This is a genomic window from Sphingobacterium sp. N143, from assembly GCF_030325625.1.
In the GTDB taxonomy this organism is placed as follows: Bacteria; Bacteroidota; Bacteroidia; order Sphingobacteriales; family Sphingobacteriaceae; genus Sphingobacterium.
This window is the reverse complement of the sequence record NZ_JACAIS010000001.1, coordinates 422,445-437,395: the sequence shown is the minus strand read 5'-3', so window position 1 is coordinate 437,395 and position 14,951 is coordinate 422,445. Positions and strand designations below refer to the sequence as shown.

Genomic DNA, 14,951 nt, shown 5'->3' with positions numbered 1-14,951 from the left:
TGCAGTATTACTCAAGTACGAATAAAGCACCTATCAAACTACAGTAGGCGTACATCATGTATACGTATCAAAACCGAATGGTATCCGTCGCAAGGAACGGTAAGACGTAGTTACCGGTATCAACCTTAATTTTAGGATTTACTTCTTTTAATACCTTAGCATCTTTCCCTGGGCTTTGATAGATATATACGTTTTTCAGGCTAACCATATCATTTAAGCTTTCCAGTCCTTTTGCCGTCACCTGGGTTCCCACTAGATTCAGATAGTTCAATTTTGTGAGTCCCCTCAACTGGGCTAAGCCCTGGTCTGAAACTTTCGTGTTTTCAAGATGTAAACGTGAAATTACAGGCATATTTTTTATCAGCGAAAAGGCCTGGTCAGTAATTGCGGTTTTTCCAAGTTTCAGCTGAACAATATTATCTTTGATAGCCATCAATTCCTGTAAATCCTGGTCATTGAACTGAGGATAGTTAATGGCATTGACCTGAACAAAATTATTGTCCTTGGCAACCGGAATGATCTTAATGCCTTTAGCCTGCCAAACATCCACTTTCTTTTTCGGAAGCATGGGGGCTTCAGGAAGGTCAGCATATAATGTTGCCGGAATCTCGCCCTCCCCTTTTTCCAATCGTTCCAAGATGTGGGCAATTTCCTCTGATTGAGGCAATTTATTCACCTTTGTATCAAAACTGGCTCCCTGATCAATCCACCATGCTATTAATTTTATCTGATCAGCACTGATGGGCGTACGCCCCTTAGGGGGCATCCGTTTCTTGTGTCCCTCAGGAAGGATCAAACGTGCATATAACTCACTCTCCTTCGCGCTGTTAGCCTTCAGCACATCGCCATTGTCGCCACCTTTTAATAACTTTTCTCTGCTGTCCAATGCGAGTCCGCCCTCCTGTTTTCGATCACCATGGCAACTTTGACAACGTTGTTTTAATATAGGCTGTATAAGCCCCTCATAGGCCATGACTTCTTGTACATTTTCAACCGTAAGCTGCTCTTCACTGTCTTTCTCTATCCCCAGCGTTTTTTTCATCGCCTCTGGCATGGCTTCCGTAAAATAACCTTTTCCATGTGTCAGAGTTCCACCATAATGCCCTGTAACTGCGAGTAATATGATCACCGCCAAAAAGAACCAGATCCGGAAGCTGCCTATTTTTGTTGACCAGGCTGTGACCTTATTTTTTTCCCGGTAAAGGAGATAGAGCAGGATACCGCATACTGCCACTGCAATACCCAGCCCTTGATGATAAATGAGTACCTGACTATCGTAACCTCCTTGGCGTGAGAGCAAAAATCCAGAAATGGCAGCCCCTATGGCAGCCATACTCCCTAAAAACAACGCTAATCGGATTGCAGGAAGATAGGGATTTGTTTTGGTGAATCTTTCTAACAAAGCCATCACAAATGCGATCAACAAAATTCCAATGGGTAAGTGCACTAAGATCGGATGAAACCTCCCCAAAAATGCCATCAATTCTTCAAGGAAAGCCATCATTCTTTATATCTGTCTTTGAGTAGATTTAACATATATACATTTACAGTCCATTGATCGGCCACCGGTTGCTGTGTAAACGGCAAGGTTGGCAAATAGCCGGCTGGCCCAAATTCCGTGGTCATGGTCAGCACCTTTGCGCCATTTCTTTTATGCTGGGCAACGACTTCGTCCCACCAGGCCAAATGCTGATCGACAGTACTCTTCCATTCTGGTGCCGCTGGATCGTTGACCTGAGGTCCTTCCGGATGTCCTATCCGCGCATGAATATGTGCTGTTCGTGAAAGTGCCAGGGACACAGCCTCCACTTGGTCGGAAAGCATGGATTCGTGTACATTGCACCAGTGAGAGATATCAAGTGCCAGCCTTAAAGCAGGAATTTTTTCCAGATATTGCTTCGTTAAATGTGCTGCAAAAGTAAATCTTCCACGGTGTGTTTCATGATATACAGGCACCTTATCCCGCTCCATGGCAAGCTGCCCTAGGTCGATCAACTGTTTAATTTGATCAAAAGTATAATATTCTTTGCCGGTATGACAATTGATATAATCCGGTTTTAAGCCTGCGGCTTCTTTCAGATTATGGTTAAAATTATCGCGGTATTGTTCGAATGAGGTTCCTGATCCGCCCGAGAGCAAGCCTAAGCGCAGGTTGTACTTTTTTAAAGCTTCGATCATTTCCTTTCGTTCGTTGTGATCTGCGGGCAACCAGGCTTCAACACCATCATAACCAGCTTGCTTAACACGTTCACAAAAGCGGTCCCATGAATCGGTATTTCCCCAATTGGTACAATAATATCTGATCTGTAGTTTCTCTTGTTGTTGCGCAAACAGGGGAAAAAAATTGGCCAGCAAGAGCATGAATAATAGCAATCGTTTCATTCGTTAAATAATAGCTTGTATAAGTTCACCTTCCACATCAGTCAAACGGAATGGTCGGCCTTGAAATTCGTATGTAAACTTTTCATGGTCAAATCCCAGAAGATGGAGCATGGTCGCATGCACATCATGTACCGAAGTCCGGCCTTCGACTCCCGCAAAACCAATCTCATCCGTTTGTCCATAACTGATCCCATTGCGCACACCACCACCGGCCATCCAAATGGTGTAGGCATCTGTATGATGGTCTCTTCCCAGAAAAGGCATATCACTATTATCCCTGTTCTCCTGCATGGGTGTGCGTCCAAATTCACCACCCCAGACCACCAAGGTATCCTCCAATAGTCCCCGTTGTTTTAAATCCAGAATCAACGCCGTCATCGGGCGATCGATTTCACGGCATTTATTTCGAAACCCAAGGTCTATGGAGTCTGCTGCATTTGTTCCATGGCTGTCCCAGCCCCAGTCAAATAATTGTACAAAGCGTACTCCCTGCTCAACAAGTTTGCGCGCTAACAGGCAGTTATTCGCGAAGGATTCCTTGCCCGGTTCAGTACCATATAATTCATGAATATAGGCTGGCTCATTATTGATATTCATTACTTCAGGTACCGCAACCTGCATTTTATATGCCATCTCATACTGTGCAATCCGCGACAATGTTTCTGGGTCTTTAAAAGTATCATACTCGGTTTTATTAACCTGATTAATCGCGTCAATAAGATGGCGCTTCATATCGCGGTCCATTCCCTCTGGGTCGGCAATAAACAACACAGGATCTCCTTTAGACCGGCATTGCACCCCCTGATAAACTGATGGCAGGAAGCCACTTCCCCAGACACTCTTTCCAGCATCGGGTGTTTTGCCACCGGAGGTCAGTACCACAAAGCCAGGGAGGTTGCTATTTTCTGAGCCCAAACCATAAGTTACCCAAGAACCGATACTGGGACGCCCCAAACGTGCGCTTCCCGTATGCATAAACAATTGTGCTGGACCATGGTTAAATTGATCGGTATGAACGGCTTTCAAAAAACTAACCTCATCTACTACTTTACTAAAATGAGGTAAATGATCTGAAACCCAAGCTCCACTATCACCATACTGCTTAAAAGTAGCCTGTGGTCCCAGCATGTTCGGAACGCCGCGAATAAAGGCAAATTTCTTTCCTGCCAGGAGCGATTGTGGACAGGGCTGATTATGTAATTTCTGCAATGCAGGCTTATAGTCAAACAGTTCAAGCTGCGAAGGTGCTCCCGCCATATGTAAATAAATCACACTTTTAGCCTTGCCGGGGAAATGCGGTGATTTAGGAATCAATGGGTTTAAAGCATTTAAATCCAAATCTCCTGCTGATTTGGAGCTGCCCCATCCACCACAACCTGTCAAAAGACTTCCCAGGGCAATGCCACCAATACCAGCAACACAGTCTTTTAGAAAGTGCCTTCTTGTCACAGCTTTCAGTTCGGACTGTTTTGCTTCTTCGATGAGTTTATTGAGATCTTTCATGTATGTATCTTTTAATAGCAATGCTGCTGCTATGAATCTATTATTTGCACTTGTTCTTTCCTTGCACAGGCTTTAGTGGGCCATATGACGAGGCTCAACCTTGCATGCCTCCGCTATGATTTGGTCAAAAATTCATCGAGATTCAACAATGCATTTGCAACCAACATGTATGCAGCTCTGGACGACAGTGTCTTGCTATCAGCCTTATTCAAATCTTCACCCACATATTTCGCTGCCGCAGCTGGTGTTTTACGAAATTCCAGCACTGCTTTTTGATAAAGCTGTTCAAGGTCAGCAATCTTCTTGGGGTCAGCCTCTTTGAGCATTGCCCTTCGGTACCCGGCGCTGATGCTCTTTTTTGTATCCCCTTTTCCCTCAAGTGCCATGATATCACCCAAATGCTTCGCCGCTTCCAGGTATACAGGATCGTTTAACGTGGCCAACGCCTGTAAAGGTGTATTGGTCCGTATACGATCAACCAGACACACCTCCCGGCTGGATGCATCAAAGGAAACAAAGGATGGATATGGGCTCGTACGTTTTAAGAAGGTGTACACAGCACGTCTATACTGATCTTCACCTTCACTTTTGACCCAGGACTCACCGCTATATACGGTCATCCAAACACCATCCGGCTGATAAGGCATGACACTCGGACCATACATCTTGTTGCTTAACAATCCACTTACAGCTAAGGCCTGATCGCGGATCTGCTCGGCTGAAAGACGAAATCTCGGTCCTCTGGCGAAATAATGATTCTCGGGGTCTTTCTGGACGTTTTCGTCATTTCGTGTTGAAGCCTGCCTATAGGTGCCGGAGAGAACAATCTCCCGAACCAGTTTTTTCATGCTCCATTTTTTTTCATTCATCAGATCCAAAGCGAGGTAATCCAATAATTCCCGATGAATTGGTGCTGTACTCTGTGTCCCCATATCCCCTAGCGGCTCGACCAATCCACTACCGAACAGCTGTGCCCAGACACGGTTGACCAAGGTTCGGGCAGTCAGCGGATTTTCTTTACTGACTATCCATTGTGCAAATCCCATACGGTTTCGGGGCGCACCTTTCGGAAAATCATTGAGTGATTCCGGCACCATCGGCTGTACTTCTTCCCCGAGTGTCAATCTATTACCACGGAGGAAAACATTCGTTTTCCGCTGCATATCTTTGGGGTTTTCGATCATCACGGGCACACTTTCAGGCTGCAGGTTAACAAGCTGCAAAAAAGTACGCTGAAAGTGCTGATGTTCGGTAGCTGTGCCACTGGGAAAATCTTTCCGAAAGGCAAACCATTCAATCATACATATTGGCTGACCGGCAGCCACGGCAGGATTTTTAAATACGAGATAAAGATCATGTGTTCCTGCTGTCGACAGAATCGGCGCCTGAATAACCTGTCTTCCAGCAGTTTTCGGCAAATCCACATGAGCCAACAGGGGGCCCTGTGCAGCATCAAGGTGTATTTCCATTTTTCCGCCAGCTACATCGGTCCAGAAGTTCATGAATAGCTGTTTTTTCCCATCCAGGGCAATTGCTTTCAACCGTGCAGAACCTCCGTTGCGTACACCGAGCCATTTGGTATCATACAAAGCGCCATCCGTAATCTTGTCACTATAATGCGCATGGATCTTAGGTTCAAGCGTGTACAAAAATAGATCCGCTGATTTTACGGCGTTTCCATCAGCATTGGCCGCCAACCAATGCTTAATACTATCGATACGTTTCTCGTCCTCCGCTGTATAGAAACGTAATTTTGGATGATCACCCTGAGTATCTTCATCGCGTGTATTGTTGAAGAAGGCCAAGGATTTATAGTATTCTTCAAATTTAAAAGGATCGTAGGTATGACTGTGGCATTGCACACACTCAAATGTGGTACTTAACCATACTTGATAACTGGTATTCAATCGATCTAAAACGGCGGCCATTCTAAATTCTTCACTGTCGGTTCCCCCCTCATCGTTATTCATTGTGTTACGGTGAAAAGCGGTGGCAATAAGCTGATCTTTGGTGGGTTGAGGCAAGAGGTCGCCAGCGAGCTGCTCAATGGTAAATTCGTCATAAGGCATATCCTTATTTAGCGCTTTAATCACCCAGTCGCGGTAGGGCCAGATATGACGTGATCCGTCTTTCTCATAGCCTTTGGTATCTGCATAACGTGCCATATCCAACCACCAGCTGGCCCATTTTTCACCATATTTGGATGAGGCCAATAAGCTGTCGACCCTCCGGGAATAGGCATCGTCACGTTCATCTTCGATAAAAGCATGAGTTTCGGCCAAGGTAGGCGGTATACCAATCAGGTCCAGGTAAAGTCTTCTCAATAAGGTGCTGCGATCAGCTTCATCTGCACGTGTAAGATCCTTGGTTTTCAATTTGGCCTGAACAAAATAATCGATATTGTTGTTCACCCCTTTGGGTTTTATGCCAAACAGTCCTGCGAAGGTGAAAGGCTTGGGGACATCCACCTCTTTGGGTAAGGTATAAGCCCAATGTTCTCCCCACTTTGCACCTTGGTCGATCCATCTTTTTAAAATGTTAATCTCCTCATCATTCAGTTTGGGTGCATTATAAGGCATACGTAATTCCGGGTCATCCGAAAGTAGCCTTTTCATAAACTCACTGTGCTCGGCATCCCCTGGAATAATCGCCGGCCTGCCAGATTCAGCCCGGGCAAAAGCTTCATTTTCAAAAAGAAAACTTAATCCGCCATTTTTTTTCACTCCGCCATGACAGGTAATACAATGTTTATTTAAGATCGGTTTCACATCTGCACTAAAGTCAACGGTTTCTTCTTTACCCAGCGTAAAGAGTGCAATACAAGTAACGGCTAAGGCCAATAATGCTAAAACCATTAATTTTCTACTCATAGCAATAAGGTCTATTCAATTTGATTTCTGTAATTAGGTTTATTTTTATAATTGTGATGCGACTATTCCAATGCTAGTCAGTCCAATAACGACAAATGAGTCTCTATTATTTAATATAAAAATAAATAAGTATGATTGTATATACTAAAACTAGATTAACAGAAACATACACTATATTACCATCAGTCGTCATAATCTTCATTTTCATCAGTGTTGCCCCCTTTTTAGGATCAATAAATAGCTGATAACATTTTAGTTACAGGATATGGATAACCAAACAATTGTTACACTTTTAATCTATAGTGAGGGTTTACTGGCACTGGTTATATCCATTTGATCAGCATTTCTGGGCAATAAGTAGTTAAGGGCAGGCATTGGTGAACAAGGTGGGTCTGATGGACGTATTGGGAGCAACAAGGGTAAGAATAGGCTGTAAAAAAGCCGATATCGTATCAGCTATTTATCACAGTGACGATTAAATTTGTAAACCATATCGCATAAATTATGAAATACAGCTATCTCATCTTATTTTTTTACTGACCCGTTTGGTAGCTGCGCAACCATCCAGCAGCTATAATCTTAGTTTTACAGATCTTGCGGCGCAGTGGGATGAGGCTATTCCCTTGGGCAATGGCCAATTGGGTGCATTGATCTGGAAAAAAGAAAATACGATCCGCTTATCCTTGGATCGGGCTGATCTGTGGGATGAACGCAAAGCATTTGAGATCGAAAAACATGATTTTAGCTGGGTGCAACAACAACTGAAAAATAAGCACTACGAAGCAGTCCAGCACTGGGGAGATGCCCCCTAAAAGAACATCCATATTCAGGGGACCGAAACGACCATGGCTGGAATACCATTATCTCAAGCAGCCATTGACATCCATAAGGATGTCTATCCGATTACGTCAAAAATTGATAGCCGTCATCTGCAATATTAACTGGGCGGAATGTTTCTGCCCTAGATTCTCCATTTTTTTTATGACATTTGTGTATCAATAAAAAACAATTATCATGTCTATTACCAATGAAACTGAATTGGCTGGAATGCAAAAGGCCAGTGAGGCTGTAGCAAAAACGCTCCGTGCGATGTGTGAATATGCAGCAGTTGGGATGTCAACAAAAGAATTAGATGAATATGGCGCTAAAATATTAACGGGTTTTGGTGCAAAGTCAGCTCCGGCACTTACTTATGGCTTCCCAGGATGGACATGCATCAGTGTTGACAACGAATTTTGCCATGGCGTTCCATCCCAAAATCGCTTACTGCAGGAAGGTGACCTAATCAATATCGATGTTTCAGCCGAGCTGGATGGATTTTGGGCAGATAATGGAGCTTCCTTTGTCATAGGCCAGGACATAAATCATCATCAAAAATTGGTTGATGCCTCTAAGGAAATCCTTCAAAAGACCATAAAAAATATTCGTGGGGGTGTTAAAATTGCTGAAATAGGCCATTTAATGGAAACAGAAGCAAAAAAAAGAGGATACAAAGTCATTAAAAATCTTGGTGGCCATGGCATCGGCAGAAGTTTACATGAAGAGCCTGATGAATTGCTCAATTATAAAAATCGATTGGACCAGAGACGGTTTAGAAAAAATAGCGTAGTTGCCATTGAAACATTTATTTCCACCGATTCCACCTATGCTACTGAATTGAATGATGGTTGGACGATGGTCGGTGATAAAGGCGGATATATGGTTCAACATGAACACACCATCTTAATTACTGATGGAAGTCCCATTATATTGACAGCGGATAATGGTATATTTCATTAGCAATGAGTTACATCCATAACTATTGAGAACAGTAAAATTTCATAAAGGTGAATGCGGTGTTGAGTTTCTACTGAATGTCCTTACAGATCAAGAAACTGACTATACACATCAGGAAACCTATCATAAGGATTTTTTCGAAATTCTTTTTTTCAAAAAAGCCAAAGGACAATTGATATTGGCTCAGCAAGTTGTTGAGCTGGAGGATAATTGTATAATCTTCATTTCAGCATTTCAAAAGCATACCTGGGAAGTAGACGCTGACCACCTGGAATTCACCACATTGATTTTTCAGGAAGATTTTCTAAATGAGTTCTTTTCCGATAAGCTGTTTACCTATAAGCTTCTATATTTTTACCAATTGAGCCATTCACCAAAGATTATAGCAGATGATACACATATGTCTAAATTTTGCAATTTACTTACTGAAATTAAATCAGAACTTGTTCATACTGAACCAGACAGTGCACATATCATTCGTTCGTTGTTATACTATTTACTACAAACCTTAAACCGTAAATATGCTAAACGCAATGGGCTTCCTTCACAAAAACCAGAAAATAACTTTGCTTATCAGTTCAAAAGACTCTTGGAACAGCATATCAAACAAAGGCAACGAATCGCTGACTACAGCATGCTCATGGGAATTAGCCGAATCACCCTTAATAATGCTGTTAAAACTCAATTTAATATAACCGCATCACAATTGCTTAAGCAGAGACTTTTGTTTGAGGTGCAAGAGCTTCTTATCCATTCTAATAAATCCATCAATGAGATTGCATTTGAACTGAATTTTTCTGAGCCCAATCATCTGATGCGATTTTTTAAGGCTCAGACCGGTAAAACCATCAGCACATTTACCCAAGAATTCAGATCATGAGTTTAGACCACAGATAATAGCACGAACAACCTATTAATAGGATGACTGACAGATAAGAGTTTTTTTTTCTGTCAGTCATCAACAGGATTAGTTCTCTGCGAGGTATTTTTCTGTACTTTGAATATTGGCATAAAAAAATGCCAGCGCGGCAAGAAAAGCCTGATGAACGTCATCTGCTTTGATGCATTTACCATTAATTTCCAAATCAAGGGTGGCACATGCATCATCAATTACTGTACATGTATACCCTAAATCCACCGCGGCCCGCGTTGTAGCGTCTATACACATATGTGTCATCATCCCTACGACAACCAGTTCGGTAATCTTGTTTTCTTTTAGATAATTGAGCAAGCCTGTTTCCCTGAAGCCATTGGGAAAATGTTTTCTTATGACAACCTCGTTAGGTAGTGGTTTTACATTCGCATGGATTTCAGCAAATTCTGTTCCCTCAATAAAGAAAGGCAGGTGGATAGGGTCTGCGGAAATATGTTGAATATGAACGATAGGAAGACCTTTTTCCCTAAATCTTTGGATTATCTTTCCTGCCTGTATACTCGCCGGGACGGGATTGACAAGCTCCATTCCACCATGCTCAAAATATTCATTTTGAATATCAATAACAATTAATGCTTTATTCATCTGTTATATATATATATTAAGTTTTTCGATAGTACAAAAATAACATGTATCACCACTGCAATACCTACCAAAAAAACAACATGTACTATCATTTTGATAAGCCGGTCACCTAAAATTTTTGAACTCTTGGGTGAATTTTATAGTCTTTCTTTTATCATTATTTTCCATACCCCACATAGATCTTCATCTTTTACATAAAATAGATCAAAAAATCATCAACAAAAGCTATCTTAGCTGATATAAAAGCCCGCTTGAAGGGTTAAACAAATAGGATTTAAAAGTGGCGGATACATTGAAAGAACTACAACACAGCAAGATATATGGAGCTGAAAACAGGGGCATACCTTTAATCGTCTTACATGGCCTTTTTGGGATGGCGGATAATTGGGGATCATTCGGACGCAATTTTGGCGAAACAAAACAAGTGCATCTTCTTGATCTCCGCAATCACGGCCGTAGCTTCCATAGTGATGATATGTCCATTGCCGTTATGGTCAACGATCTTTTAGACTATATCACATCCATTGGAGCAGACAGCGTCTTCTTATTGGGGCATTCACTTGGCGGAAAAGTGGCCATGCAATTTGCAATTGATCATCCAGAGAAAGTGGAGAAATTAATTATTGCTGATATCGCCCCGAAGGCTTATCCGCCTCATCATGACGATATCTTTAAGGCACTCAGTGCTGTTGACATTGCACAAATGGACAATCGCAAGGATGTACAAACAAAGCTTCAGGATTATTTAGATGACCCTGGCGTCATTCAATTTTTATTAAAAAATGTCTATATCAAAGATGACAGGAAATTGGGCTGGCGCTTTAATTTGGATATTTTACATCGAAAATATACTGAATTCATTACGGTTGGCATCAAAGATGGTGTTTTTTCGGGACCTACCTTATTTCTAGCAGGTGAAAAATCCAGATATATTCTGCCCGAAGATCAGGTTAGCATCTTAGCACAATTCCCTAATGCCGGATTTAAAACCATACCCAATGCGGGACATTGGGTGCAAGCTGAAAACCCAGCAGTGTTCGATGCATTTGTCGCCTCATTTTTAGATCAGTAGCCTAGAAGAAGGGGTTCATTCCGAAAGCTCATGGAATAAAAAAAGGAAATTGCATGCGCTTTCGTGTGAGCGAACGATTATTTTAAACTATCCTTGTATATCTTTAAAGCGCGGTCACGGGCAAACGCATGCGCTATCATCGGCTTTGGGTACATTGGAGTGCCCAACTCCTCCACCCACCGTTTAATATATTCTTGCTTTTTATCAAATTTCTCCGCTTGAAGTATGGGGTTAAAGATTCTAAAATAGGGCGCGGCATCACATCCGCAACCTGCCGCCCATTGCCAATTACCGTTGTTGGCAGAAAGATCATAATCGTTAAGCTTTTGGGCAAAGTATGCCTCTCCCCATCTCCAATCAATCAGCAGGTGCTTGCAGAGAAAACTTGCTGTTATCATTCTTACCCGATTGTGCATATATCCCTGGCTATTTAACTGACGCATTCCCGCATCCACGATCGGGTATCCAGTTTTACCGGCACACCACAACAGAAAATTTTCTTCATCCTGACGCCATGGAATATGGTCATACTGCTGTCTGAATGACTGATTCACCACATGGGGATAGTGATACAGGATCTGCATAAAAAACTCACGCCATATCAATTCGGAAAGCCAAGTCAGATTATGCCTTAATGCAAATGCAACACATCTTCGTATACTGATTGTACCAAAACGGAGGGCCACCCCCAATTTGGTGGTACCTTGCATAGCCGGATAATCGCGATATTTATCATAAGCCGCAATAATATCCTTCTCCAGTCTGGGACTCTCATATATCAGATCAGTTTTTTTAAATCCCAATGCATTTAAAGAAATGATGTCTGTATGTTCCTGCTGAAAGAAAGGCCCAATGGGATAATTTATTAAATAACCCTGTTCTGGCTCGGCCATTAACTTAGCTTTCCATTTCTTTGCATATGGAGTATAGGTAACATATGGCATACCATCATCCTTTAAGATATCGTTTTGGTCAAAAATAACCTGATCTTTGGTCGCTTTAAATAAAATTCCTTTTTCTTTAAAAAAATCAAAAATTTCCTGATCCCGTTGGATAGCTTTTGGTTCATAATCGCTGTTGCAATACAGCCCTTGGATATCAAATTTTTGGTACAGGTCTTTATAAATCTCCAAGGGATTGCCATAAAACGTCATTAATGTAGCACCATAACTTTTCAGCTCATTATTTATCATTTCCAAAGCTTGGTGAATATAATGAACACGCCTATCCGCTTTGTTTTCCAATTGTTTTAAGATGCCTTTGTCAAATATGAAAATAGGCAGCACCGGAAATCCAGCTGCAAATGCATTCGCTAGACCAGCATTATCATTGAGGCGTAGATCCCGCCGAAACCAAAATAAAACGACTTTGTTTTTTCTCATGCCAAAACGATCAGAAAGCTGAACCAAACTCAGCAAGCATTATCTTTTTCTTTAAATTGGTTCAGTCTTTCATCCTGGAGTATATTAATTTTTTAAACTTGCCATGTCAATGACAAATCTATATTTGACATCGCTTTTTAGCAGTCTGTCATAAGCCGCATTAATATCTTGGATACGGATCAACTCGATATCAGAAGTAATATTGTGTTTTCCACAGAAATCCAACATTTCTTGTGTTTCAGCAATTCCACCAATCATGGAACCAGCAAAACTTTTACGCATTGGGATCAAGCTGAAAGGTGCCACGGGAAGTGGATGCTCCGGAGCGCCAACAAGGGTAAGACTGCCATCACGTTTCAGTAAGCTCAGGTATGCATTTATATCATGTTGGGCCGATACACAATCTAAAATAAAATGTAATGTTCCAACGTTATCCTTCATCTGTTCCGGATCGGTCGACAAAATTACCTCATCCGCCCCCAAACGCTTGGCATCATCGACTTTTGATGCAGATGTTGTGATCACCACAACTTTGGCCCCCATCGCCTTGGCAATTTTTACGCCCATATGGCCCAAGCCTCCTATTCCTACGATCCCGACCTTTTTACCAGGCCCCACATTCCAATGACGCAAGGGTGAATAGGTCGTGATTCCTGCACATAACAAGGGTGCTACGGCAGCCAGCTCTAAATTATCTGGAATGTGCAGTACGAAATCTTCATCGACAACCACCCGTTCGGAATAACCCCCGAAAGTTTGTCCGTTCAAATGTTTGTCATGGCTATTATAGGTTTGAATATTTCCATTTTCACAATATTGCTCCAGTCCTTCCTTACAGCTCTCACATTCGCGGCAGCTATCAACCATACAGCCTACACCTGCTAAATCGCCTATCTTAAATTTTGTAACGTCGGCACCTACTTTTGTAATTCGCCCAACAATCTCATGACCCGGAACGTTGGGATAAACTGTACCGCCCCACTCGTTACGGGCAGTATGTAAATCTGAATGGCAAACCCCACAATATAAAATATCGATCTCGACATCTTTTGCCGTTACCTCACGACGTTGAATTTCTAACTGTTTTAGATCTGTTGTCGGCGATTCTGTTCCGAATGCCCTAATTGATACTGTATTCATACTTGATATTAAATTGATCTCGATTTAAATGTAAACAAACTCATAAAGGATGCTTCAGCAATCCTTTCTCCTGCAAATTAAGAATAACTCCTTAGGCCAAGAAATGTTTTGTTTAAGCTGCAATAATTTGACAAAAATCGGATCAGCAGCATGTCTTTATTCGAGCTGTCCATGATCTATATCCTCTATTTGGATAAATTGCATCGCAAGTTCCTGCTGCTGGCAAAAATTTAAAATAGAGAATTCCAAACGACTATGCATCTTGATGACAAGCAGAAACTGTTGGTCATCCAGCTGGATAGCAATACTGTTGATCTCAGGAATACCCCGATATAAAAGCTCATATATCTCCTTTGCTTTCCACCTCAATTTTTTGGTTGCCAAATCAATATGGTCATATTCAAAGGGTACTATCAGATCACCATCTTCCTTAAGTACACCATAATAACCATCTCTGACCACCACAAACATATCTGCAGCATGTTGTTCAATTCCGTCAATCCAAAGCTTTCCATCTAAATGATACAACAGGCTTTTTCCTTCTTTTTTGATGCGGACCAAGGGTGAAAAATCCCGGTCAAAAGCAATGGATTCTACGAGCTCTTCCGATTGGGATTGGCCCGCTGATGGATCTCCGGGAGGGGATCTAATTTTTTCAATAAAATGCGCTTAAAGCTATCCTATGTGATTAATCTGTTGGCCTGCAGTATACCATTTTAGGGCCTGTTGCTCCTGTTTTTTTAGAAATGCATCTTTTCCCATATTGTAATCGTTTCCATCAACCCATTCTTGTTTGACGAGTTCTTCTTTTAGCTCTTGGTAAGCTTCCTTGACCTTTGGATGAGCCTTTAGATACTCCCGAAATGCAAGATGTCTGGTCCAGTCCATTGATCCTTTTACAAAGGCATGGATATGTGCCACGCGCAGCTCATGATCATGCATCGCTTCTGGGATTTCTTCACTGGCTTTTATGATCGAAGGAATTCCATTTTTTTCGGCATTTTGCTTAAGCCAAATGAAAAAGCGCCGTTCAGGCCATTCTTTGTTATACTTTTCATAATAAACGATATTTGGCGCCCCCATAAAACCGGGTAACCGATCGAGATCGCTTTCATTTTTTAATCCCAATTGTATATCAATAACAGGTTTTGCCGAAAGCCCCTCCACTGCTGTACTGCCAATATGATCAATTTGTGGGTTTAAAGGTCCAAGCATACTTTCCAGTTCCATTTTGATTAGTTCAAATTGCCTTTTCCATTCCGGATCATAAATTTGAAAGGGTAATTTCATCGTGATATTGTTTTAAA

13 protein-coding genes are annotated in these 14,951 nt (G+C 41.9%); 4 read left to right on the top strand and 9 right to left on the bottom strand.

The features are described from left to right. Nucleotides 1-67: 67 nt before the first annotated feature. The 4 genes from HX021_RS01870 to HX021_RS01855 form a co-directional block, all read right to left on the bottom strand. Nucleotides 68-1,504: a c-type cytochrome domain-containing protein gene (locus tag HX021_RS01870; protein WP_286587896.1), complete on the bottom strand. Its 1,437-nt coding sequence runs from the start codon at nt 1,502-1,504 to the stop codon at nt 68-70. Next, nucleotides 1,501-2,382, bottom strand: coding sequence for a sugar phosphate isomerase/epimerase family protein (locus HX021_RS01865; protein WP_286587893.1), 882 nt, complete (start codon nt 2,380-2,382; stop codon nt 1,501-1,503). The genes HX021_RS01870 and HX021_RS01865 overlap by 4 nt, the downstream gene beginning before the upstream one ends. A 3-nt stretch (nt 2,383-2,385) precedes the next feature. Next, nucleotides 2,386-3,885: a DUF1501 domain-containing protein gene (locus HX021_RS01860; RefSeq protein WP_286587892.1), complete on the bottom strand. Its 1,500-nt coding sequence runs from the start codon at nt 3,883-3,885 to the stop codon at nt 2,386-2,388. 113 nt (nt 3,886-3,998) lie between these two features. Further along, complete coding sequence (locus HX021_RS01855) at nt 3,999-6,755, bottom strand: DUF1553 domain-containing protein (protein ID WP_286587890.1); 2,757 nt, start codon at nt 6,753-6,755, stop codon at nt 3,999-4,001. Between the two features lie 545 nt (nt 6,756-7,300). On the opposite strand from HX021_RS01855, the gene HX021_RS01850 reads away from it, so the two are divergent. The 3 genes from HX021_RS01850 (at nt 7,301) to HX021_RS01840 (ending at nt 9,411) form a co-directional block, all read left to right on the top strand. Beyond that, complete coding sequence (locus HX021_RS01850) at nt 7,301-7,567, top strand: glycoside hydrolase N-terminal domain-containing protein (RefSeq protein ID WP_286587889.1); 267 nt, start codon at nt 7,301-7,303, stop codon at nt 7,565-7,567. A 202-nt stretch (nt 7,568-7,769) separates the two neighbouring features. Continuing rightward, entirely contained in the window at nt 7,770-8,534 is a 765-nt protein-coding gene (gene map / locus HX021_RS01845; protein WP_286587887.1) for a type I methionyl aminopeptidase, read from the top strand. 22 nt (nt 8,535-8,556) lie between these two features. Further along, on the top strand, nt 8,557-9,411 hold the full coding sequence (locus HX021_RS01840) for a helix-turn-helix domain-containing protein (RefSeq protein WP_286587886.1): 855 nt from the start codon (nt 8,557-8,559) through the stop codon (nt 9,409-9,411). An 87-nt stretch (nt 9,412-9,498) separates the two neighbouring features. On the opposite strand, the gene HX021_RS01835 is transcribed toward HX021_RS01840, so the two are convergent. After that, nucleotides 9,499-10,050, bottom strand: a complete 552-nt coding sequence (locus HX021_RS01835) for a cysteine hydrolase family protein (RefSeq protein WP_286587884.1) — start codon at nt 10,048-10,050, stop codon at nt 9,499-9,501. Between the two features lie 280 nt (nt 10,051-10,330). Here HX021_RS01835 and HX021_RS01830 point away from each other — a divergent pair, with 280 nt between their 5' ends. Beyond that, complete coding sequence (locus HX021_RS01830) at nt 10,331-11,122, top strand: alpha/beta fold hydrolase (RefSeq protein WP_286587883.1); 792 nt, start codon at nt 10,331-10,333, stop codon at nt 11,120-11,122. 77 nt (nt 11,123-11,199) lie between these two features. On the opposite strand, the gene HX021_RS01825 is transcribed toward HX021_RS01830, so the two are convergent. The 4 genes from HX021_RS01825 to HX021_RS01810 form a co-directional block, all read right to left on the bottom strand. Next, complete coding sequence (locus HX021_RS01825) at nt 11,200-12,504, bottom strand: cryptochrome/photolyase family protein (protein ID WP_286587882.1); 1,305 nt, start codon at nt 12,502-12,504, stop codon at nt 11,200-11,202. An 84-nt stretch (nt 12,505-12,588) separates the two neighbouring features. Continuing rightward, nucleotides 12,589-13,644, bottom strand: coding sequence for an NAD(P)-dependent alcohol dehydrogenase (locus tag HX021_RS01820; RefSeq protein WP_286587880.1), 1,056 nt, complete (start codon nt 13,642-13,644; stop codon nt 12,589-12,591). A 156-nt stretch (nt 13,645-13,800) separates the two neighbouring features. Next, nucleotides 13,801-14,205 (bottom strand): hypothetical protein, encoded by a 405-nt coding sequence (locus HX021_RS01815; protein WP_286587878.1) that lies wholly within the window; start codon nt 14,203-14,205, stop codon nt 13,801-13,803. 114 nt (nt 14,206-14,319) lie between these two features. Continuing rightward, nucleotides 14,320-14,934, bottom strand: a complete 615-nt coding sequence (locus tag HX021_RS01810) for a GrpB family protein (RefSeq protein ID WP_286587877.1) — start codon at nt 14,932-14,934, stop codon at nt 14,320-14,322. Nucleotides 14,935-14,951 lie beyond the last annotated feature (17 nt).

What these genes read in the sequence shown, in the direction of transcription:
- HX021_RS01870 (WP_286587896.1), bottom strand. Translation starts at nt 1,504, where the DNA reads ATGATGGCTTTCCTTGAAGAATTGATGGCATTTTTGGGGAGGTTTCAT.
- HX021_RS01865 (WP_286587893.1), bottom strand. Translation starts at nt 2,382, where the DNA reads ATGAAACGATTGCTATTATTCATGCTCTTGCTGGCCAATTTTTTTCCC.
- HX021_RS01860 (WP_286587892.1), bottom strand. Translation starts at nt 3,885, where the DNA reads ATGAAAGATCTCAATAAACTCATCGAAGAAGCAAAACAGTCCGAACTG.
- HX021_RS01855 (WP_286587890.1), bottom strand. Translation starts at nt 6,755, where the DNA reads ATGAGTAGAAAATTAATGGTTTTAGCATTATTGGCCTTAGCCGTTACT.
- map (WP_286587887.1), top strand. Translation starts at nt 7,770, where the DNA reads ATGTCTATTACCAATGAAACTGAATTGGCTGGAATGCAAAAGGCCAGT.
- HX021_RS01835 (WP_286587884.1), bottom strand. Translation starts at nt 10,050, where the DNA reads ATGAATAAAGCATTAATTGTTATTGATATTCAAAATGAATATTTTGAG.
- HX021_RS01825 (WP_286587882.1), bottom strand. Translation starts at nt 12,504, where the DNA reads ATGAGAAAAAACAAAGTCGTTTTATTTTGGTTTCGGCGGGATCTACGC.
- HX021_RS01820 (WP_286587880.1), bottom strand. Translation starts at nt 13,644, where the DNA reads ATGAATACAGTATCAATTAGGGCATTCGGAACAGAATCGCCGACAACA.
- HX021_RS01810 (WP_286587877.1), bottom strand. Translation starts at nt 14,934, where the DNA reads ATGAAATTACCCTTTCAAATTTATGATCCGGAATGGAAAAGGCAATTT.